Raw genomic sequence first — 20,395 nt, 5'->3', positions numbered from 1 at the left:
TTAAATACTTCAATTAATGTGTAGGCGTTGAATGCATTCTAATAGAGCACTATTGTAAAAGAATACAGGAAGGTATAGTCTATCGACACCCTGCCTTCCTGTTTGATTTTAAAACTTGTAGTGGATTGATTCTTTATACTCGCTGATGAGCTTCTGATTAAGTTCATCTCCACCGTCCAGATTTGCACTGTAAAAAATTGGTGGTTTTTCCATACCGTTTGCTTTCAGTTTTTTAACGGTTTCAACAATCAGCGTATTGGCTACAAGTGCACCGATAACCGTGGAAGATGGCCCTACCCGCATATCAAGACCGTCTATTTCGCACATCCCGTCTCCTCTATGCCCGTGATTATCTATAACGATATCACTATATTCAAAGAGATTCTTGCCGGACGGATGGCGTGAATCGACTGATTTTGAATAAGTGAGATTGGTCAGTCCGATAGTCGTCACGCCTTTATTCTGAGCCTCCATTGCCAGTTCAATCGTCACAGGGTTTCGTCCTGATACCGAATGAACTATCAGGACGTCCCCTTCTTTAAATGGTGTCTTATTAGCGAGAGCAGTCCCGTAACCCACCAGTCGTTCCATTTTGCTTGTATGGGTAATAGGCTGGACATCAAGGAGGACACTTTCTCCAAAAATAGGATTGATCGTTATCAGTCCTCCGGCTCTATAATAGAGTTCCTGGGTCAGTATACCGGCATGACTGGCACCAAACGCAAAGATCGACTGCTTATTTTCAACTGCCTTGACCAGACAGTCCACTGCTTTGAGTATAGACGCTTGTTCTTTTTTTTCAACTGTATCGATCAGCTGTTTAATCCCTTCAAAATAATCAAAAGCCATTTAAAACACTCCTGACAGAAGTTGTGCAAGCCAGCTGGCAAGTGGGCCGAATAAGGAGAAATCATTACCTCCGAAAATCAGCATCCAGTTTCTAATCGTCGTTTCATAGATGATTACCGAAATACCCATCAGTCCTACCATAACGACTGCACCAACAACTGTCCCTATGATGGCTCCTCTTAAGCCTCCTTGACCTTCTCCCACGACTGCTGCTCCACCCATTTCAAAGAAGGAAGTAACAACCAGAGGAATAAGAATAACCCCGAACAAGTTCGTCGTATTGGCAATCAGAATCATAATTGTTGAAGTGATCATGGCCACGATGAAGCCGATGATGACTGCATTGGGTTTATAGTTGAACAGGATAGGCACATCGAAAGCAGGGACAGCTCCTGGAATGACTTTGTCGGAAATTCCCTGGAAAGCTGGAACGATCTGGTTGATCAGCATACGAACCCCTTGCAGCATAATGATCAGGCCGGCACCAAACGTAATCCCCTGAGTAACTGCTGTAAAGAAGGCATTATCTCCTTCAGCAACAATCTCAGGTGCAGCAACTGACATAATGACATACATGATGAAAATAACGATAGCACCCATAACTGAAATCTCACGGAAGAATGACAGACTCTTTGGTACGTTGAGTGATTCTGTTGAACGTTCCTTGTTTCCGACTCGCTTGGCAACGAAACCGGAAATGATACTCAAGATGCCGGTAGGGTGGCCGATAAGAAATGATTCATCTCCGGTAACGTCCCAGATATAGCGTCTCATGATCCATGGCATGAATGACCAGTATGAGGCAGACAGGATAGCCCCAAATAAAATGAGAGCAAGTCCAGTCAGACCGCCTTCAACACCTGCAGCTACAAAAATAAATGGGAACCACCAGAGCATGTGACCAGTAAGAAATATAGTCTTGACCGGAGTGAAGCGGGCAATCAGCAGATGAATGATCAGCCCAAGAAACATCGCCAGACCGATTTCCCCTCCGAAATCAGCGATGAATGTGACATCACTGAGTCCCTCGCCTACTTCTACCCCTTCAGCAATCGTCTGCTGGAAAGCATCATTGATCGGAATGATCGTTCCTACGATGAGGCCGACTCCTGTATCAAGAATCAGCATGCCAAAAGCGGCCGATAAGGCTCCTTTAACAATGTCTGCTATATTTTTACGCTGAATGATAAGACCAATAGCAGCAATGAGCCCCAGGAGAACAGGTGGGTTCCTGAGTATATAGTTAGTAATAAAATCTAAAGTACCTTGCATGATAAGTCAGTCCTTTTTTTGTAAGATTAGGATCGTTTAATGATATAATCCGACATAAGGTGATCCTTTCCCCCTTACCTACCTAATCATGTTTACTCTTTAGTGGACAGGAAATCATCAAGCGCTTTTCCTACCTCTTCTTTATCCATATATCTCTGAATAGGATAGACCGGTGCTTTGGTAGAACCCTTCAGTTCGTCTCCTAATTCCTGACTAGTAAATACCGCATCCGCATCAGTCCCTTTTGCCGAACTTAGATCAGTATTCTCCACTTCACAGTCTATTCCTCTTTCTTTCGCCGCTTTTTCAATTGACATTTTCAATACCATTGACGAGCCTACACCGAATCCGCATACTGCTAAAAATTTGTACATATTCACTAATTCCCTTCTTCTATTAATTGTCTGATTTTTTCTAAGTCTCCTTGTAGAACGATTTCAAATTTCTCGTCATCCATCAGAAGCTCGGACACTTCTGACAGAGCGCCCAAATGCGCTGATGCATCAACAGCGGCTAAGACCAGAAACACTTTAACTTCATTTCCTTTCAGATCTACCGGTTCCTCAAGAGTCAGCAGTGACATGCCGACTTCATTCACGCCTGTGCCAGCCTGAGCATGAGGAAGAGCAAAATAATCCTTTAGCACAATATAGGGTCCGTTCTTTTCAACACTATCGATCATCGCTTCTACATAACTATCATCAATCACCCCTTTATTCAGTAACGGCCGGGCAGCTACAGTGATCGCCTCTTCCCAGTTATCGACAGATGTCTTATGCTGCATCGTATCTTCCGATAAATATTGTTTTAACATGCACCCCTACTCCTTTATTTAATAATGATGAGCTAAATAGCGGGAAATGTCCTGATCAGACTTACTGTGAAACAGCTTTTCAATGTCTGTTCTGGATTCCATCACTGTATATAACTGCTCGATAATCAGACTGATATGCTGAATATCTTCCTTAGTTACACTGACCAGTACAATTACGTCAACCCGATCACCGCCCCAATTTATTTTTCTGTCATTGATAAGCACTGAAAGCTGTGTTTCTTTGACAAATGAAGGATCTCCGTGTGGTATCGCAATGCCTGTCTCAAAAGCAGTAGAGGACATTTCTTCCCGATCGAACACCGATTTGACATATGCATCAGTGACTTTCCCGGCTTCCACCAATGGATCAGTTAATGTCCTAATCGCGTCTTCCATAGAAAGCACATAACCCCTTGTAATACTTAAACGCCTGCTGAGAGAATCGACGAGTGGGTGTTCCTGGCTTAGTCCCTCATGTCTACCAGACAATATATAGGAACTTGAGAAAAGCTCAGTCATTTTATTCATGACATCTCTAAGCTCTGCATCAGTCGGGATGGATGAAAGAGGAATAACTGGCGGATCGTCGATCGTCAGCGGAACAGTTGAAATGATCAGATCTACTTTTTTCAGATCCTTCTGCCCAATCTGATTTTCTGCAATGACTTCATAAATATGGACACTCGGGAGAAACTGCTTGATTCGTCTTTCAAGGATTTCGGTCGTCAGCAGTCCGGTCTGACTGATAATCAATATCTTTCTGATATCTCGTTTCCGTTCCAGGGCAGACTGGAAATGAATCATCAAGAAGGCAATTTCATCTTCCGGAATACGTCTGCCGAGTTCTCTTTCCAGATCCAGAACACCATACCAGGTCAGGTGAAACATCATGGAATACTGTTTCTTGATTTCTCGAATGTAAGGATTCTGTAAGGCAATCCCGTTTTTCAGCCTGAAGAACATGGGGATAATATGATGCAGGAGTCCATTTAAAAGCTGCTCGTCTTCACTCAAGTCTTCATTGATCATCCCGCTTACTTTGGAAACAAGTTCGCTCACAAGCCTCTGGTAGTAGGAATGTGTATCAATTGAATGAATATTTTTAAGTCCATTCGCTATAAGACAGTCATTAATATAAAGACGATCTTCAGTTGACAGATACTCCTTGGTCTGCTGCTCCAGTCTCGCAGCTAGATCATTTGCAATATAGTAGGTGTCCAGACTGGTCACTCTCTCGAAGATATAACCGGAAGACTCTTTATGATGGTGACCCAGTATTATCCGATACATTAATACGACCAGATTTTCGAACAATTTAACGCGGTAGTAATCTGCAAGCTGATAGGCGGTACCGATCTGTTCCACTTCATTTTGAATAATTTCAATATATTCATACAACACATTCAGTTCATCTTCAATAAAATCACCGTAGCTTCTCAAAGAAATAGGGGGATGACCAGAATGGTTCTCGTATTTCAGAGAAAGATACCTGCCCCACAGAGCCTGATGGGTTCGTTCGTCTGTCATTAAAATAGTCCCGTCGTTGTTTGAACTGAGAAGATCATCACCTAGTAGAAAGTCATGCCTGATATGTCTGATATCCTTTACGATAGTTGCTCTGCTGACAAAATAATACTCAGCCAGATCGTGGTAGGACACCCGGTTTCCTTCAAGCAAGTTTCTGATTATTTCAAACTGTCTATCAGCCGGGTCCAGATCAATCCTTGTTCCTCTGCTGATAGCTGTTAAGCAGAACAGTTTGTCTGAATGGCTGCCGATCAGTCGGATACCAGCGCCTGGACGTCTTTCCAGTACAAGTGATGTCCTCTGTATTAAATCATCCAGTTCATCAAGATAAGCATGAATCGTACGTGCAGAAACACCCAGTCTATCAGCTAGAAAGGCAGCTGATCTGAACTGTTCATTCTCAATCAGCATACCTAGAAGCTTCTGTTTATTTTTGATCGTCACGATTCTCTCACCTCCTCTCTACAGGTCAATTATATCACTTTAATGTAAGCCTTAACATATACTCTTTCTCATCAGGCAATGTTGAAAAAAGTATACACCTCTTTATATCCCGCACTTACTTTCTAACAATTAGATTGCTAAACATGACCGCTAGGAGTATGATTTAGACACATTATATGACAGAGTAAAGTCTGTCGATCTGGAGGACTTATCATGAATAGAACCCGTTTATTTGCACGTTTCAGACAAAGGAGCATGGCAGTATTCGGACGATTTCCACTATCAATTTTCTTTCTAGCTGTGACTACTCTAATAGTTATGGCTGATATCCAGCTTACTCGGACATCCTTGACAAGAGAAGCCTTTTCTGCCGGACTGGGTGCTCTTTTTCTGGCATGCGGGCAGTTATGGAACGAAAAGAATCAGCGGCAGAAAACCCGTTCATCCTGGCTTATACTACTGGTTTCTGCTGTATCAGCCTTTCTTTACTATATATATCTAAGACAAATCAACTTTGCATCTGATCAGTCAGCGATGATCAGGACGATCGTAGTCATTTTCATAGCCAGTGTTATGCTGATTACGATCCCGACAAGTCGCACAGCTTATACCTTTTCACAGTCCCTGGTTGCTTATATACGGACATTTTTCAGTAGTCTGCTTCTAGCTGTTGTCTTTTACATTGGCGTAGCAGCAATTCTGGCAACATTCAGTACACTTTTCATTCAGCTGAGCTTTGAATGGTACAGTCATTCGGCTGCCCTTATTTTTCTGTTTTTTGCTCCTGTGTATTTTCTGTCCGGTATTCCGGACTTTTTCAGGGACAAAAATGATCAGGCAGTAACAGAGGCCATCAGTCGACCCAAAATTTTAGCTGTTCTGGTAGACTTTATTGTTGTCCCTCTGATTCTGATTTTCTCGGCATTGCTTGTTGCATATATCGCCGCAAACATTACTGGAGAATTCTGGCTGGACAGTCTGATTGAACCAATGCTGATCAGTTACGTAGCTGTCGGATTCATTACGCTCTTTTTAACTGAACAGTCCTCGAAGCAGTGGGTCCATCTGTTCAACCGATACTTTCCATATCTGCTGCTGGTCATTGCTGTTTTTCAGAGTATCTCATCATCTATAAAATCCTTTCAGTTTGGACTGACGCATGGCAGATATTTCGTTCTTCTATTTGGTTTGTTTGCAATCAGTGGCGTGATAATATACGGTTTCTTTAAATCAGCTTCCCGATATATTCCTCTTATATTGATTGCATTAGGTACAGTATCCATCCTTCCTTTTATCGACTCGGTATCTATTGGGACAGCGAGTCAGATCAGACAGGTTGAGGACATTATTCAAGCGGATAATTTTGATGATAATGGACGGATCAGAACAGAAGTATCATTTTCACATGAAGAAAGAAACCAGTTGAGCTACAGTTTTAATTACCTGAATAATATCAATGAACTGGAACGTCTGGACTGGCTGCCTGAGCGCTTTGACTATTATAATAATTTTCAGACAGTATTTGGCTTTGACCCATATTATTTTGCCAATCATAACTCAGAGAATGGTGAGTGGTTCCCGGTAGAAACTGAATATGCCTATGTGGAGCTTGACAATGAACAGCCTGTAACTTTTTCAGTAGCTGGCATGGACGACATGGTCTACTTTTCTGTCTACCAGTCCGAAGGGTTTAACGAAGACAAACGGATTGATCTGAATCAGGAGAACACAGAACTGATCATTCAGCACGATGATGAGGTGTTCAGCCTAGAGCTGGAAGAAAATGATGAAGTAATCATGGTATTTGATTTAAGTTTCCTTCAGGAAGATATTTATGATTTACAAGGAATGAGCCAGGCCCGACCCCTAGAAGACTTGACGTTTGTTGAGGAAAACGAGGAAGTTGTCATAACTTTAATTGTTAATAGATTTGAAACTGACAGAAATGCATTTTACGGTGGTGACTTTACGGTGCTCCTGGATTACAAATAAGCCAGTCAAATAGGAAGCATTTTCATACGGTTTGAGGTAAACTGGATTTAGTAAAATTAATTGGAGGAATGCAGAACATGTCAAAAGAAACATTCACATTTCATAATGGAGTTACCATCCCAAGTATAGGATTCGGTACGTGGCAGATCCCAAATGAAGAAGCATATGATGCAGTCACCATGGCACTGAAGAACGGGTATACTCACATCGATACTGCTTTAGCTTATCAGAACGAAGAAAATGTCGGAAAGGCTATCAGAGATTACGACATTGCCCGTGAAGATGTCTTTGTTACGAGTAAACTCCCCGCCGAACGTAAGGGATATCAGGAAACACTTGATGCGTTTGAAGAAACAATGAACAATCTGGGGCTGGACTACTTGGATCTCTACCTCATTCATGCACCATGGCCTTGGAGTGAGAAAGGCGCAGATTATACCGAGGGCAACATTGAATCCTGGAAAGCGATGGAGAAGCTTTATAACGATGGACGAATCAGAGCAATTGGCGTGTCAAACTTTGAAATCAGTGACATCCAGGCTCTTCTGGATAACTGCGATATCGTTCCTATGGCCAACCAGATCCCTTACTATATCGGGCGCGACCAGAAAGATCTTGTCTCTTTCTGTAAAAAACATGATATTGTTGTGGAAGCTTATTCACCATTAGCTACCGGTCAACTTCTGGACAGACCTGAACTGAAGGAGCTGGCTGATAAATATGGTGTGACAACAGCACAGCTGGCGATCCGCTACTGTCTGGACAAAGACACACTGCCACTGCCAAAATCAACGCACGAAGAGCGCATCATTGAAAACAAGCAGGTGGATTTTTTTATCTCTGAAGAAGACTTAGCTGTTCTTGATAAGATGGAAGATGTAAGAAGCTAAGCACAAATTCAACTAATCTGAATTAGCCGCTGACAGAATTGTCGGCGGTTTTTTTGCATCATACCCTTTCTGAGTCATATCATACTTGAGTTGACAGTCCATACTTGCTTTTCTCTAGGACTTTTTTAACTTATGAGATATACTTATTTAAATAATACATTAAATTTAAAGAGGTGCCTTTATTGAAACCATCTGATTTTACAGGACTATTTAAGAAAAATACCGTTTCGATTGAATCGATAAACAATCCATTCGATGACTATTATGTCATCCAACTATCTTTCCCGGACAAGCTTACATGGGAAGCCGGTGAACACGGTGCTTTTTTACTTCCCGACAATAAAGTATCCGGCAAACCATTTCGAGCATTTTCAGTTGCCTCGATACCCAGCGAAAAAACGATGACCATAGCCACACGTGCCAATGCTCCTGTCAGCAGTTTCAAAAAAGAACTGTTTTCAATGAAAAAAGGAGATCGGGTAACGGTATTAGGGCCCTTCGGCTGGTTCAAAGTCAAAGATGAGACCTCTCCCATAGTATTGATTGCTACCGGCATCGGAATTACACCAATGAGGGCTTTAGCTTATTACTTGTCAAACGACGCCAGCCGTCCAATTCATCTGATCTATTCTTCACCCGACAAGCATCTCTTCAAATCAGAATTTGATGCCATCGCAAAACAGAACAGATCATTTCAACCTGTGTACACTGCGTCTAAAGAAGAGACCATAGCCAGGTACGTGGACCTGGCTGAAAAGTATCAGAACGAGGCTTTCTACTATGTATCAGGCAAACGGAACATATTAAAAGGGACTATAAGAGAGCTGAAAAATAAAGGCATAAAACGATTGCGCATTATTACTGATCCTTATTTTGGGTATTGATAGAACTGCTGCACAGAAAAACAGCACGTCCTTTCATAGGAGGTGCTGTTTTTTATTTATCTCATCTCTTTTACAAATCGCTCGGTAATCAGCTGCGGACGGGTTATCGCACTTCCTACAACTACTGAAAAGGCGCCCAATTCAAGACAGGCCTTAGCTTTTTCAGGCGTATCGACTTTTCCTTCTGCTATTAGTGGCACCGAAATCTCTGAGAGGTATCGTTTGAGCAGCTCAAAGTCATTTGAATATATATCGGCATCTTTGGTGTAGTCAGTGTAGCCGACAAGAGTGGTAGATACCACATCAAATCCAAGTCTTTCAGCTTCTAACCCCTCCTTTAGTGTCGAGGTATCTGCCATTAACAGAATATTTGGATAGGTTTTCCTTATAGTCTGAACAAAGTCCTCAAGCATCTCACCATTCGGCCTCTTTTGACTAGTAGCATCCAGGGCAATCATATCACACCCGGCCTCCATCAGTTCGTCGACTTCTTTCATAGTTGGTGTAATATATACATTGGAATCAGAATAGTCCCGCTTTACTATTCCTATGATCGGTAATTCCGATTCGTCTTTTATTCTTAAAATATCCTCTTTGCTGTTAGCTCTTAACCCCGAAGCCCCTCCCATTTCGACTGCTTTTGCCATTTTACTCATAATAAAAGAGCTATGAAGGGGTTCATCCTCTAAAGCCTGACATGATACGACCAGTTTACCTTTTATTCGATCCAGCATAATCTTGTTCATTCTCCTTTACAAATCATCTCCTATTCAGTATAAGACCTGGCAAATGAAAATGAAAGACAAATAAGCTCGGCAGAAGTTAGACCGAACAGCAAGTTAAACGTTAAAACTCGAAAGAAAGTGTGCCCTTGCATGGAAGAAGAGTTCTACCAGTAAACAAGGGCATGCATATCTTTCATGTAATTTAGGGGGGGCGAAGAAATAATAGCTGCTTTCAGCGAACTATTAATCATGAAAACAAGTAGGAAATGAAAAGAACTTCGGAGGAAGTAAGCAGATATAATAAGTGGCCTCTGAAGGTTGAGTACTTTTCACTTCTAATAAACAATCACGACTGTCTTATATTTATTAATATCCACTACTGTTAGTATGTGATGAGCAACTGAGGAAAAAAAATGATAAATCTTAAAGTTATTCTAACTCTACTCTAATTTAATTTCAACTCATATCACTTAAATTTTGAATCAATTTATTACAGATTAATAGTAATGTTTCATGCATTCCACAGTTATTTCACATAATAACCAGATTTACCCCCTTAACAGTTTATATGTACCGTATAAAATAGATTTTTTTACAATTCTGTTACATCCTAATTTTTGGACTATATCACTTTTTTTAACAGCATCCTACTCGCCTCCCGTTCACTCCGCACATCTACTTTAGTATTAGCAACTGGATATTTCACAATAATACTTGTTATTTATGAATATGAAAGCTTCTATATTCAACAATTACAATCCATCATTAGACAACAGATAGTAGGTATAACTGATATTACTAATTGCTTATTGAATAATAAAATTATCGACATAAAAAAGCAGAGTGCGTCAAAATACTGACTTCACTCTGCTCGTAGACCGTCTTATAATGATTTGTTTATCTTATCTACAGTATTCGACTGTCTTTTTTTCAATTCAAACGGGCTGGCCCATTCTTTAAGCTCGTCATGATCCGGATGTTCTGGATCATTCATCACTTCGACATAATAGGCATATCCTCCTGATCCACCGATATCTTCTGGAACGGGATCTCCCATCATCATTTTCAATCGCGGGCGCACCTGCTTATGTTCAGTCCATATTTTTCTAAGCTTTATGACATGCTCCCAGCTGTCACCCAGATCATAAACATAGCGGATAACCGAGTTTTCATCGTAGGAAATAACGTCGGAAAGGGTATGATGTGCGCCGGAACCCACTTGATCATCAGCCAGTCGGTTATAGTGCTGCATATGATAGTAGCCTTCGGAGCCCATTAATGTGAAGCCGTCTTCTAATATAAACTGGTGGAAATGGGAGTTGTTCCATAAGAAGACTTTCTGGATGACCCTGTGCAGGTCATCAAAAGAATAGTGCATAGGCACTTGAATGATCCGAATGACATCTTTCGCTCCTTCGAGTTTAAGCCGAACTTCAAGCTCAGCCACATCCACTGAATACGAAACCGATCCGGTTCCAATGATCTGCTCAAACTGTTTGGAAAACGCATCTATCGCAGTTTGAGAACCGTCCTCCCCTTTCTTATTCATGCTGACTTTGTACGACCATGTTTCCTGAAAGCATTCTTCATCGTCTGCCTGTTCAGTATACCTATGAAGAACGTTGAGTGCTGCACTGTTTTTTCCAATTAAAGCCGCATCTGATGCTTTACTGGCCGTTGGTTTGGAATAATGATTAAAGTAAGCGTTGATCGAGGTCTCAGAGAAACCCATCCGTTGCATCATCCGATCCATTGCTTCGCTCAACCAGTCCCCAAAATCCAGATAATCCTCCTCATAAGGTGAGAGAAAGATGAGGGTCAGACCAGTGCCGTCATTTGTCAGTACAAGGCAGTCATCCTGATTGACCGTCATCAAGTTTCCATGCCAGCTGAAAAAAGGATCATGCTTGTCTGCCGCTATCACTTCTTGAGAGATATCCATGGTGTCATTAGACTCATTCATAATTTTTTCTGCCTTTTTAAAGGCTTTTAACAGCTTGTTTGTTAAGTAAAGATGCATGGTGATCCTCCTTGAGTGTGGCTTACATGTCTTCATGCATGCTTGTATTCTTGGTTAATAGTCTAATCATACCGTTTTCCTTACCTGAGTTAAACAGCAAATTATACTGCAATGAAAATATGAGTTAATCGAAAATACCATTACTTGTTCAGCAGCTTATATCTAAACTAATTCAGTCAGTCACTCGGCGGTCATCTGAAATAAAGTATTTCTAATTCTACTTTACTGATCTCTTTATTTAATAAGATATAACTAGACGCTGTCTAGTTACATTTTATTCTCTAAGAGCTTGAGAACTTGTCATTAGGAGGCTTGTAGATGTAGTTTATTTATTTCTTAAAGGTGTTAATGCCATTAGAGAACCTCTAGTTACAGTTCAGTCTTTTATAAATGGAACAATCTATTGCCAGATTTTCTTTAGTTACAGTAAACTGGTCAATTATTTTAATAAAGTCTCGTTAAATCATCCACTAACAGCAGTTCGGCCCTTCCTGAATTAAAGGAAATGCCGTTACAGCATCTCTAATCTGAAAACCCCCACTGATTTAAGCAATTCTGCCTATAGTTGATCGATATCCTTTACATCCATATGCATGTAAAAAGCAGCTCGTATTACTCTGAGCTGCCTTCCCGTTAATCAAATTCTTCATACTCATTCCAACTCAATTTCATTAATCTTTAAACACCACAAATTTCTGGATGCGATAATTGACCAGAAAAAAGACCAGATCGACCCCAGCTTTTAGAAAGACCGCTCTAAACCCAGTCAGCTGAAACAATAAATAGACGGACAGGCCAGATATAACTGCTTCTGTTAGCGCTAATGAATAATATCCTATGATTGTCTTTTTCCATTTACGCTTGCTCTTGAAAACCACTGAGCGATTCATACAGTAATTAAATAGCGACGATCCTGCTCTTGCCAGAATGGTCGAAATTAGAATCCGCCTTCTCGCAAAGGTAAAACCAAGGATCAGCATGAACAGTTGAAATAGCGTAATATCAAGTAGAAAGGACGTTAGGGAAACGCCCATAAACTTAAAAAAATTTTTGAAGAGCACCCAGTAAATTTCTGCGGAGTCCTTGAACGGGTTGAAATGAGAGCTTTCATTCTCATTGATGTAGACCGTTTCGATCGGACATTCCTCTATCGTCAGATTCTGTCTGACTGCAGCAATCAGCATATTCGTTTCATAACTGTAGCGCTCTCCTTCAAGGTCTGTAAAATGATGTAAACTGTCCATAGCTATGCCGCGCAATCCTGTCTGGGTATCAGATATGCGTTTGCCGTACAGCAGTCTGAACACATGTCGAGTAATAGTATTGCCTGTTTTATTGGATAAAGGAACATTTTCAGAGTCAAAAGATCGCACACCGAGGACCAGTTTACTCTGATCCTTAGATAAGGACTGATAGATAGTCATAACATCGTTCAGTTTGTGCTGACCATCTGCATCAGCCGTAATAACTCCATTCGCTTTGCTCATCTGCTCGTCATCCAATATGTACGCAAACGCATTTTTTAGTGCTCTTCCTTTTCCTTTGTTTTCGGAGTGGCGTATAACTTTTACATTATAATATGAGCTGCACCGGTCAAAAATTCGCTGACAGGTATGCTCGCTTCCGTCATCAATGATGAGGATCGAAAGGAAACGCTCCTCACTCAATAAACGGACATATTCACAAAGCTTTTCATTAGGATTTAATGCTGGAATCAAAATCACACAGTTTTTCATACCCTACCCTCATTTACACTCGCTATAGTCGATCCTTATCAAAAAATATCCATATTCTGTTCATTATTAATTATAGCATATTTCCATGACAAGAGTCTAATAGAACCGGGAGTTGATTAACGTTTGAGGTGATAGGCTTTCTAGCGGGTAAAACTTTATACTTTCCTATTCTAAGAAAAAAGCCGATCTCAATGATCGGCATTACCTCTCTTCCTCATGATGAACAGTTTAACTATCTCCTATCAATTATATAGGATTTAAAAACCTTGAAAAATCCATCGAAAGCGCAACCCTGATACAGTTATACTCCATGAAGTCTTTATCTCATATAATTAGGCTGCTTTCTTCCTCAAGCTATTGTGCGTGTGCATCCGCACCATGATCCATAAAACAACAAAATTAAACAGGTTAATACCCAGAGAAAAGATAAACGCAGGGATATAAGACCCTGTAAAATCGAAGATGTATCCGACCAGCGAGATCGAAAATGCTCCACCTAGACTTGTAGCAAATGCCAGGATTGGATAAAGCCTGACGAAATGATAGCGCCCAAAAAATTCTTTGGTCAGCAAGGTCACACTGACTGACGGAATCGAGAAGATGGCGCCGTACAGAAATGCAGCCCCATAAAGCAACCAGGCGCTCTCAAATATGACGAGAAGAATGCTCGCTCCCCCTACTATAGCCACCATGCTCAGAGTACTTTTAATCGGTCCGACAAAGTCACTGAGGTAACCCATCCCCAGCTTGAATCCGATACTGCTGATCATGGCGAATGACAGCATCGTTGCGCCCACTTCGCTAGTCATACCGAGTGTTCCCGAAAAACCTGGGAAGTGCTGAGGCACACCGATGAGCATTGTCTGCAGTAAAGTGAACGTAAACATCAGTGCAAACAAGGTTCCGTTCACTCCGCCTTGTGCTTCACGCTTGATCGTCTTCTTCTCTTTCATAGAAGCCTGATCAGTATGTTCTAATGCCCCATAAGGTAAGTAACCTGATTCTTTAGGATCCAGAGTATAAGGAATAAGTAATGCAGGCAAAGTAAAGGCGATAATCAGCAGACCCATAATCTGGTAAGACTGTTCCCATCCGATCGATTCGATCAGTCTGGTAAAGACCGGAGAGAACACCGCGCCTCCCACACTACTGAAACTTAACACAATACTCATGACCAGTCCGTGCTTCTGTTCGAACCATTCATTGACGACAATTGTCACGGGGACCCAGGCCAGAAGCCCAGAGCCTATCCCTCTTAAAGTTCCCAAAATATTGAAAACCAGAATCGATTCGGAAAAGCCTAAAAGGATATTCGAGACACCCGCCAGCACTACGCCGAACAATATCACTAGCTTGAAGGGGTACTTCCTAATTAAAACACCTGCATACAATGACATGATGGCTTTAGTAAAAAGGGTCAGGGTGTTGTGCATCGCAACCGATCCTCTATAGACGCCTAGACTGTCAGCTATCGGTGTAATAAATACCCCGTTTGACATCACTGGCAGACCGATCGCACTGATCGTGATGCCACATAAAGTCAGGACCACGAGCCAGTGTTTCATACTTTTGTTTTTCACATTATCATTCCTTAATCAGAAATTTATTCTTAATAATTAGTATACGCCCTTTGTTTGGTGAATAACAGATGACTCGACCATGTAAACGATTTAACATACAGGAAAGTAAGAATTGACAATCTACAAAAAAAGAATGCCTCTATTCGAAGGCATTCCCGTTAGTTATTTGTTTGATTACTTGCGCTTGAAATCCAGTTGACTGGAAGACCGTTCGTTCCACTCCCAGCGCCTCCCTGTCAGAATGATATCGGCTATCCTGTCACTGGCATAGCCATCACCATACGGATTAAAGGCTTTGCTCATTTTATTGTACAAAGCCGCTTCACTTAAGAGCCATTTGCAGTGTCTGACAATATCTTCTTCATTCGTCTGTATCCGTGTGAAGAGGAAAAATAACCTTTACTTCAGGTTCATCATTTACAATTCGCTTAATTGCTCTAACTACATTCTTTAACGTGGATTTCATTTCATCACGACAGGTACTCATCAGAATGATCAGACGCGATGTATTCGCCCACTCCAGATAAGGATGTGTGTAGTCCGACCGAATCGTTTTTCTCAGTACATCGACTGCTGTATTCCCAGCAATGTAAATGGAGGAAGGATCCCTATTAAGACAGATCCAGCCAATTATTACAGACGCTGGAACCCCTCCTTGAAAATAATGAGTATTTAAGGGTACGTCCTGCATACTTCAATATAGATAAGACAAGTCACATGACGTCGGTAATACCACCCTTGAATTATCCTTATCTATTATACCCCTGACTGTATCTTAATCATTCAACTATTCCTTCAGAATTTTGTGGTCGTAAATTAACTATAACAAGTTCCGGCCGGTTATTGATACGCAGTGGAAAAGTACTGTTTCCTAGTCCCCTGCTGACAATCATCTGGGTATCGCCTTCACTATACTGCCCACTGGTGTATTCAGGCAAAAACCCTTGCGATGGCGCAAAGAGCCCATTGATGAATGGCAGACGAATCTGCCCCCCATGCGCATGTCCGGTCAGAGCCAGATCCACATCTGCAGCCGCATAAACCGACATTAATTCAGCTCGATGTGAAAGGAGCAGATTGAACTCAGTCCCAGCTTCTTCAATCAGGTCTTCAATCCTCTCTTGTATCAGCAAATCTTCAGAGCCGGCTTCTATAATATCATCCAGAAACAGGAAAAGTGGGTCTTCGATTCCAATAAGCCCGATTTCCTGTCCTTCGATTTCCAATCTTTCATAAGAGTTATCTAAGTCAATAACACCAATGCGATCGATTTCTCTCTGAAGCTCAGGATACACCCCTGAAGCCATCTCATGATTACCGGTAACAAAGTAGACAGGTGCTATTTCAAGCATCTCTTCCATCGCCTGAACGGCTATTGGAATGTCGGTACGATTTCTATCAATAACATCCCCTGTCACTACAATAATGTCAGGTTCCTGTTCTTCGAGCTCAGCTGTCAGTCGCCCGTTGAATTCTTTATTGTGCAGATCTGAAACTTGAGCAATCTTATATCCTTCAAAGGATCCAGGAATGTTCTCGTGTTCAAAGTCATATATAGACAGTTCAATTGCATTATTCTGATAATACAAGTAACCTGCTGTCAAAATGATAAATAATAGAATGGTACTGTAGCTTACGATTTTTTTAGAATTCAATGCTTGTGCTCCTTAGAATATGAGTATAGTGGCTTGTTTGATTCGATGAACGGGAAAAGTAGTAGTTATGATTTATACTATACTCCAATTCTCAACAAAAAAATAGAGTCATAATCTTACACTATTGTGATTATTCCGTGAATGCCTCATAACTAGGTTTTATGAGGCATTCATCTTCTAATTCCGGTGACGAACACCTCATAAAATGGATATATGAAGCATTGGTGATACTATAAACTGACGAATGCTTCATAACGTAAACTTATGAGGCATTCAGACTTTTTTTAAGAAACTAAGACATACAGATTAGACTTTTTTTTACTAATCACTCCTTATATAAAAAAGACACCGCAACGGTGTCTTTTCTGTTCAGCTTTTATTATCCTTTGTACTTTAAATTCTCAGGACAGAATTCGGTCACTTCCTGATCGCTTTCGCCCCTACTTAGAAAGGCATCTTTTCCGGAACCCTTGTCCGAATCGACCTCAAGTATTCCTTCTTCATAGAGTTCTTCGACATTCTATATGATTTCTCCGTTTGGTAATTATCCAAAGACAATGTTAACTGGCACCGCTTTTTGTTTCTATTTATGCTTGAGTCTATCCAAGTTACTTTCGTAGAAATCGAGGATTGGACCAGGCATGTCTCTAACTTCACCACTCCAATGGAACATACTGACCGGTCTTGGGCTGAATTCAACTTCTGTCACTACATGGTTTTCAGGAGTAGGGGCTTCAGTAATGTCTTCCAGTATCATATCAACGGCTGCATAGTTAAGTCCTGGTATAGCTTTGACTGCCTGAAGAGCCAGTTTCTCAAATTCAGAATGACAATCTGGCCTAGCCAGATTTTACATCATTGAAACACTCTCAGTGTCGTTTAACGCACAACGAGCCTTCTGCACTTCATTTTAGTGCTTTTATAATAATCCTTATTCATGGAAACCGCCTCTTCTTGGCTTGATAATAATTATCTTCTCTACGTTAGCCTTAATGCTCACACTATTCGGACAAATTTCGGGCTGGCAGTTACATAAAACACCTGTCCTCTGGCATTTTTCACTTTATACTGCTCACCTGATCCGACTTTCAGCTTGTCCAGGATTTCAGTAAACATCTGTCCTTTTTTCATGAATCCAAATACATCATCGTCAGACCAGCTGGGCTTGTTGTAGAAACGAAGTTCACCGTTGTGAATACTCTCCAGACGAAACCCTTTAAAACGCTCGAGCGATTCAGTTATGACATTAGCTGGTTGCTCTGGGATATGCAGCTCAGTCTTTTTTATAGGAGGCTGATATGACACGCCCACTTTGATACAGATGCATTCGACAACTGCTTCTGCAGACGATATAAACTTAGCCTGATCCAAATAGTATTGATGATCGATCTGGTTATCGATGAATCCGTATTCTACAATAACTGTTTCCGTATTGCCAGTCAACCGGTGCATATAATAGTAATCGACACCTTTTCGAATTTCTCTAGTGAATACCCGCCTCAATGGCAGACCAGTGGTATGAGCCAACTTTTCAGCCAATGCTCTGGCAAAATCGGCTTTGGCATGAATCGAATGAATCGTCTCGACGCCTCGTGCCTGACCATTGAAGGCGTTCCAGTGATTAGATACACATAAATCATACTGATTCCTGATCCTAGCTATACGCTGCGTCGGATTCAGGGATACATCTGACTGACGGGTCAGGGCGACGTCTACCCCGCACTCCTTCAAGCGTCGATACTGATACAGACTGATGGAAAGTGTCCAGTCTTTTTCATTTACTCCAAATCCCTTGGCCCCCGGATCGGTTCCCCCATGTCCTGCATCAATGATTACTGTTTTACTCATGTCTCTTCCTTCTCTCTATTAGTTTGTCAGTACTGCTTTAAAGTGACTCAGTTTTAGTGCCGTTCGATTTTTCCACTGGTAGACCGTTTTGCGGCTGACCTTATGCTTTCTCGCTATATCAGTCACGGAGAGCTGGTTCAGGACAGTCTCTTTCAAATAGATCTGTTCATTCGGTGCCAGACAATCCAGCATAGACGGAAAGAGCTGCCAGACGATCCAGTCTTCATTTTTGTCCCTGGACGACTCTGCTTCATCGTCAAAAAATTCTGAAACAGTCTCCTCCCGCTCTTTTTTCAGCTGATATTTTCTCAACTCATCTATTACCGCCCATTTGATTTTTTGAAAGGCAAAACCTGTGAACTGATAAAAATATTCTTCTTCACATAAATCCTCTGGAAATTGCTCGTACACTTTTACGAGTGTCAGTAAACCTATCTGAACTAGATCATCATAATTCTGATTTGATCTTAAAACTCCACACTTTTTCAATGCTCCATGAACCAGACTGGTATGAACAAAGAAAAAGTCATCTGCCATTTCTTCTGTTAATGTCCTCATCGATTTTCCTTTACTACGAGAATTCTCTATTTTCATTTGTACCAGGCCTTGTACAGTACCTACTTTATAGGTAAATCTATTCTCATTCAAAGGACTGAAACCTGTAGTCTGACACCCGATTAATAAAATTATTGCTATTCCAGTCTAAAGACTTTCATAATCGAGGTGAATCAGTTTAAATCCTCATCATATTCTTAACTAGATATACTGATTTCGACTGACATAAAAGAAGATAGACAGGCAGGATTAAATTAATCTAATGGAAAAAATATAATTAATATCTACCGAATATAACCAGCTTATGCTATAATCAATGTGAATTTATGAACTTTAACAAAAATAATGATAGCGCTTTAATTAGTGCCGAAGGGAACGGTTCATGGATAAACTTTATAACGAGTACGTCACGCAGCTGGAAGATTATGTTTTAAAAGAACGAGCAAGTCAGTACCTCTTCACGGGTAATAAAATAGACAGAGGTAGAACTTATTTTGATCATCTCAAAATAGACGCTTCTCAAATCATGAATTATCTGGATGTTTCACTTGAACAGAAGTATATTTCTATAGACCGGACATGCTTTTATATCTGTGATTTGTCCAATGAAGAACGAACACCCTATAACACGATTGTCTTTAATCTCTATGGGTCACCTCTCAAGTCCGTTGAAACGACAACTCAGATAATAAACCGGTCGTTCAATGCCATGAACATAAACTATGAAATGATTAAACATTTAGGCAAAGCTTTTGGCATTAATCAGAAATGTCCCTATGTCTTAGGTCCCATGTGTTTCGCTCCGGACAAAGGAACGAAGCACAATCACGCCAGCTGGATCGGAATCCATAATGTTCGGGATATCCATAGCCATGACAAACAGACCTTACTTAGTATAAAAAATGAACACGAGCTATTGATTGATCTAGATATAAAAAAGACGGATAAGATGGTAAATAATGGTCACATTATTTACCAGGCTCAGGAGGCTATGGTCAAAGGGTGGCAGGCCTTATACCAGGATGAGTCCGATGATTACCAGACCTGGAACATTTTAAAGAAACGCTCGCTCCAGCACACCTTTTCTCAAAAAATACCAACCCTATTCTCCTGTCTGATGTTCTTTTCCTATTTCCAGGCTCTGGAGATGCTTCGCACAGTTCTTAAAGAAGGCGATCCATTGCTCGATGACGTTATGAAAAAGTATCCTAAGTTTACGCTATAAAACAAAACAGCTTATCAGTTTTCCGAGCGAGAAAACCCACGGTTTCAATCATGGGATGATAGCTCGGCAGGGATGAGGGTTCGCTTTGGCGAACTCGAAAGCCCTGTGATATATTCGAATATTTTTTGAGTATGTTCGGTATGTTTTCATACACGTATAGAGTATAATGGATACATGGAAAATTACCGTAGAACTAAAACAACCGTCAGCCTCATCAACTATCATTTTGTGTTTTGTCCTCGGTACAGACGAAAGATTTTCTTGAATCCCTCTCTCGAAGAACGGTTCAAGAAATTAGTTCAAGACATTTGTGATGAACAAGGCTTCCACCTCCTTGCTTTGGAGACGGATGAAGACCATGTTCATCTGTTCTTGAATG

20 protein-coding genes are annotated in these 20,395 nt (G+C 41.0%); 5 read left to right on the top strand and 15 right to left on the bottom strand.

Features of this window, described 5'->3' with window-relative positions; translation table 11 throughout:
* Positions 1 to 108 precede the first annotated feature (108 nt).
* The 5 genes from BLR76_RS05795 to BLR76_RS05775 form a co-directional block, all read right to left on the bottom strand.
* Positions 109 to 849 carry a sugar isomerase domain-containing protein gene (locus BLR76_RS05795; protein WP_091266636.1) on the bottom strand — a complete coding sequence of 247 codons (741 nt, stop codon included), beginning with the start codon at positions 847 to 849 and terminating at the stop codon, positions 109 to 111.
* Positions 850 to 2,121 (bottom strand): PTS ascorbate transporter subunit IIC, encoded by a 1,272-nt coding sequence (locus BLR76_RS05790; protein WP_091266633.1) that lies wholly within the window; start codon positions 2,119 to 2,121, stop codon positions 850 to 852.
* Positions 2,122 to 2,213: 92 nt separating this feature from the next.
* On the bottom strand, positions 2,214 to 2,495 hold the full coding sequence (locus BLR76_RS05785) for a PTS sugar transporter subunit IIB (protein ID WP_091266683.1): 282 nt from the start codon (positions 2,493 to 2,495) through the stop codon (positions 2,214 to 2,216).
* 5 nt (positions 2,496 to 2,500) lie between these two features.
* Positions 2,501 to 2,935, bottom strand: a complete 435-nt coding sequence (locus BLR76_RS05780) for a PTS sugar transporter subunit IIA (protein ID WP_091266631.1) — start codon at positions 2,933 to 2,935, stop codon at positions 2,501 to 2,503.
* Positions 2,936 to 2,953: 18 nt separating this feature from the next.
* Positions 2,954 to 4,906: a BglG family transcription antiterminator gene (locus tag BLR76_RS05775; protein WP_091266628.1), complete on the bottom strand. Its 1,953-nt coding sequence runs from the start codon at positions 4,904 to 4,906 to the stop codon at positions 2,954 to 2,956.
* A 213-nt stretch (positions 4,907 to 5,119) separates the two neighbouring features.
* Here BLR76_RS05775 and BLR76_RS05770 point away from each other — a divergent pair, with 213 nt between their 5' ends.
* The 3 genes from BLR76_RS05770 to BLR76_RS05760 all read left to right on the top strand — a co-directional run bounded on the left by BLR76_RS05770 (position 5,120) and on the right by BLR76_RS05760 (position 8,672).
* Positions 5,120 to 6,898, top strand: a complete 1,779-nt coding sequence (locus BLR76_RS05770; RefSeq protein WP_091266625.1) for a DUF4153 domain-containing protein — start codon at positions 5,120 to 5,122, stop codon at positions 6,896 to 6,898.
* Between the two features lie 77 nt (positions 6,899 to 6,975).
* Positions 6,976 to 7,788, top strand: a complete 813-nt coding sequence (locus BLR76_RS05765; protein WP_091266622.1) for an aldo/keto reductase — start codon at positions 6,976 to 6,978, stop codon at positions 7,786 to 7,788.
* Between the two features lie 182 nt (positions 7,789 to 7,970).
* Positions 7,971 to 8,672, top strand: a complete 702-nt coding sequence (locus BLR76_RS05760; protein ID WP_091266620.1) for an FAD-dependent oxidoreductase — start codon at positions 7,971 to 7,973, stop codon at positions 8,670 to 8,672.
* Positions 8,673 to 8,728: 56 nt separating this feature from the next.
* Here the strand turns inward: BLR76_RS05760 and BLR76_RS05755 are convergent, their stop codons facing one another.
* From BLR76_RS05755 to BLR76_RS05720, 10 genes are all read right to left on the bottom strand, one after another.
* Entirely contained in the window at positions 8,729 to 9,418 is a 690-nt protein-coding gene (locus BLR76_RS05755; RefSeq protein ID WP_091266618.1) for an N-acetylmannosamine-6-phosphate 2-epimerase, read from the bottom strand.
* Between the two features lie 862 nt (positions 9,419 to 10,280).
* Positions 10,281 to 11,417 carry a plasmid pRiA4b ORF-3 family protein gene (locus BLR76_RS05750; RefSeq protein WP_176759627.1) on the bottom strand — a complete coding sequence of 379 codons (1,137 nt, stop codon included), beginning with the start codon at positions 11,415 to 11,417 and terminating at the stop codon, positions 10,281 to 10,283.
* A 671-nt stretch (positions 11,418 to 12,088) separates the two neighbouring features.
* Positions 12,089 to 13,153: a bifunctional glycosyltransferase family 2/GtrA family protein gene (locus BLR76_RS05745; protein WP_091266613.1), complete on the bottom strand. Its 1,065-nt coding sequence runs from the start codon at positions 13,151 to 13,153 to the stop codon at positions 12,089 to 12,091.
* Positions 13,154 to 13,485: 332 nt separating this feature from the next.
* Positions 13,486 to 14,733 (bottom strand): MFS transporter, encoded by a 1,248-nt coding sequence (locus BLR76_RS05740; RefSeq protein WP_091266611.1) that lies wholly within the window; start codon positions 14,731 to 14,733, stop codon positions 13,486 to 13,488.
* 174 nt (positions 14,734 to 14,907) lie between these two features.
* Positions 14,908 to 15,048 (bottom strand): UDP-N-acetyl glucosamine 2-epimerase, encoded by a 141-nt coding sequence (locus tag BLR76_RS11590; RefSeq protein WP_143009198.1) that lies wholly within the window; start codon positions 15,046 to 15,048, stop codon positions 14,908 to 14,910.
* 46 nt (positions 15,049 to 15,094) lie between these two features.
* The gene (locus BLR76_RS05735; protein WP_091266610.1) at positions 15,095 to 15,424 is read right to left on the bottom strand and encodes a glycosyltransferase family protein; all 330 of its coding nucleotides are present in this window, start codon (positions 15,422 to 15,424) and stop codon (positions 15,095 to 15,097) included.
* Between the two features lie 88 nt (positions 15,425 to 15,512).
* Complete coding sequence (locus BLR76_RS05730; protein ID WP_091266608.1) at positions 15,513 to 16,388, bottom strand: metallophosphoesterase; 876 nt, start codon at positions 16,386 to 16,388, stop codon at positions 15,513 to 15,515.
* A gap of 583 nt (positions 16,389 to 16,971) precedes the next feature.
* A complete protein-coding gene (locus BLR76_RS11785) occupies positions 16,972 to 17,145 on the bottom strand; it encodes a hypothetical protein (RefSeq protein ID WP_176759626.1) in 174 nt (57 codons plus the stop codon).
* A gap of 239 nt (positions 17,146 to 17,384) precedes the next feature.
* Positions 17,385 to 18,236 carry an N-acetylmuramoyl-L-alanine amidase family protein gene (locus BLR76_RS05725; protein ID WP_091266606.1) on the bottom strand — a complete coding sequence of 284 codons (852 nt, stop codon included), beginning with the start codon at positions 18,234 to 18,236 and terminating at the stop codon, positions 17,385 to 17,387.
* Between the two features lie 18 nt (positions 18,237 to 18,254).
* Positions 18,255 to 18,794: a sigma-70 family RNA polymerase sigma factor gene (locus BLR76_RS05720; protein ID WP_176759625.1), complete on the bottom strand. Its 540-nt coding sequence runs from the start codon at positions 18,792 to 18,794 to the stop codon at positions 18,255 to 18,257.
* 379 nt (positions 18,795 to 19,173) lie between these two features.
* On the opposite strand from BLR76_RS05720, the gene BLR76_RS05715 reads away from it, so the two are divergent.
* Complete coding sequence (locus BLR76_RS05715) at positions 19,174 to 20,016, top strand: competence protein ComK (RefSeq protein ID WP_091266601.1); 843 nt, start codon at positions 19,174 to 19,176, stop codon at positions 20,014 to 20,016.
* Positions 20,017 to 20,190: 174 nt separating this feature from the next.
* On the top strand, positions 20,191 to 20,395 hold a 205-nt coding region (gene tnpA, locus BLR76_RS05710), incomplete at its 3' end, for an IS200/IS605 family transposase (protein WP_143009196.1).

Origin of the sequence: Alkalibacterium thalassium (genome assembly GCF_900101165.1) — a bacterium.
Taxonomy (GTDB): domain Bacteria; phylum Bacillota; class Bacilli; order Lactobacillales; family Carnobacteriaceae_A; genus Alkalibacterium; species Alkalibacterium indicireducens.
This window is presented reverse-complemented; position numbering and strand designations above follow the sequence as displayed.

Excerpts from the sequence above, each read along its gene's own strand:
- BLR76_RS05795 (WP_091266636.1), bottom strand. The coding sequence starts at position 849 with ATGGCTTTTGATTATTTTGAAGGGATTAAACAGCTGATCGATACAGTT.
- BLR76_RS05790 (WP_091266633.1), bottom strand. The coding sequence starts at position 2,121 with ATGCAAGGTACTTTAGATTTTATTACTAACTATATACTCAGGAACCCA.
- BLR76_RS05785 (WP_091266683.1), bottom strand. The coding sequence starts at position 2,495 with ATGTACAAATTTTTAGCAGTATGCGGATTCGGTGTAGGCTCGTCAATG.
- BLR76_RS05780 (WP_091266631.1), bottom strand. The coding sequence starts at position 2,935 with ATGTTAAAACAATATTTATCGGAAGATACGATGCAGCATAAGACATCT.
- BLR76_RS05770 (WP_091266625.1), top strand. The coding sequence starts at position 5,120 with ATGAATAGAACCCGTTTATTTGCACGTTTCAGACAAAGGAGCATGGCA.
- BLR76_RS05765 (WP_091266622.1), top strand. The coding sequence starts at position 6,976 with ATGTCAAAAGAAACATTCACATTTCATAATGGAGTTACCATCCCAAGT.
- BLR76_RS05755 (WP_091266618.1), bottom strand. The coding sequence starts at position 9,418 with ATGAACAAGATTATGCTGGATCGAATAAAAGGTAAACTGGTCGTATCA.
- BLR76_RS05750 (WP_176759627.1), bottom strand. The coding sequence starts at position 11,417 with ATGCATCTTTACTTAACAAACAAGCTGTTAAAAGCCTTTAAAAAGGCA.
- BLR76_RS05745 (WP_091266613.1), bottom strand. The coding sequence starts at position 13,153 with ATGAAAAACTGTGTGATTTTGATTCCAGCATTAAATCCTAATGAAAAG.
- BLR76_RS05735 (WP_091266610.1), bottom strand. The coding sequence starts at position 15,424 with ATGCAGGACGTACCCTTAAATACTCATTATTTTCAAGGAGGGGTTCCA.
- BLR76_RS11785 (WP_176759626.1), bottom strand. The coding sequence starts at position 17,145 with ATGATACTGGAAGACATTACTGAAGCCCCTACTCCTGAAAACCATGTA.
- BLR76_RS05725 (WP_091266606.1), bottom strand. The coding sequence starts at position 18,236 with ATGAGTAAAACAGTAATCATTGATGCAGGACATGGGGGAACCGATCCG.
- BLR76_RS05720 (WP_176759625.1), bottom strand. The coding sequence starts at position 18,794 with ATGAGGACATTAACAGAAGAAATGGCAGATGACTTTTTCTTTGTTCAT.
- BLR76_RS05715 (WP_091266601.1), top strand. The coding sequence starts at position 19,174 with ATGGATAAACTTTATAACGAGTACGTCACGCAGCTGGAAGATTATGTT.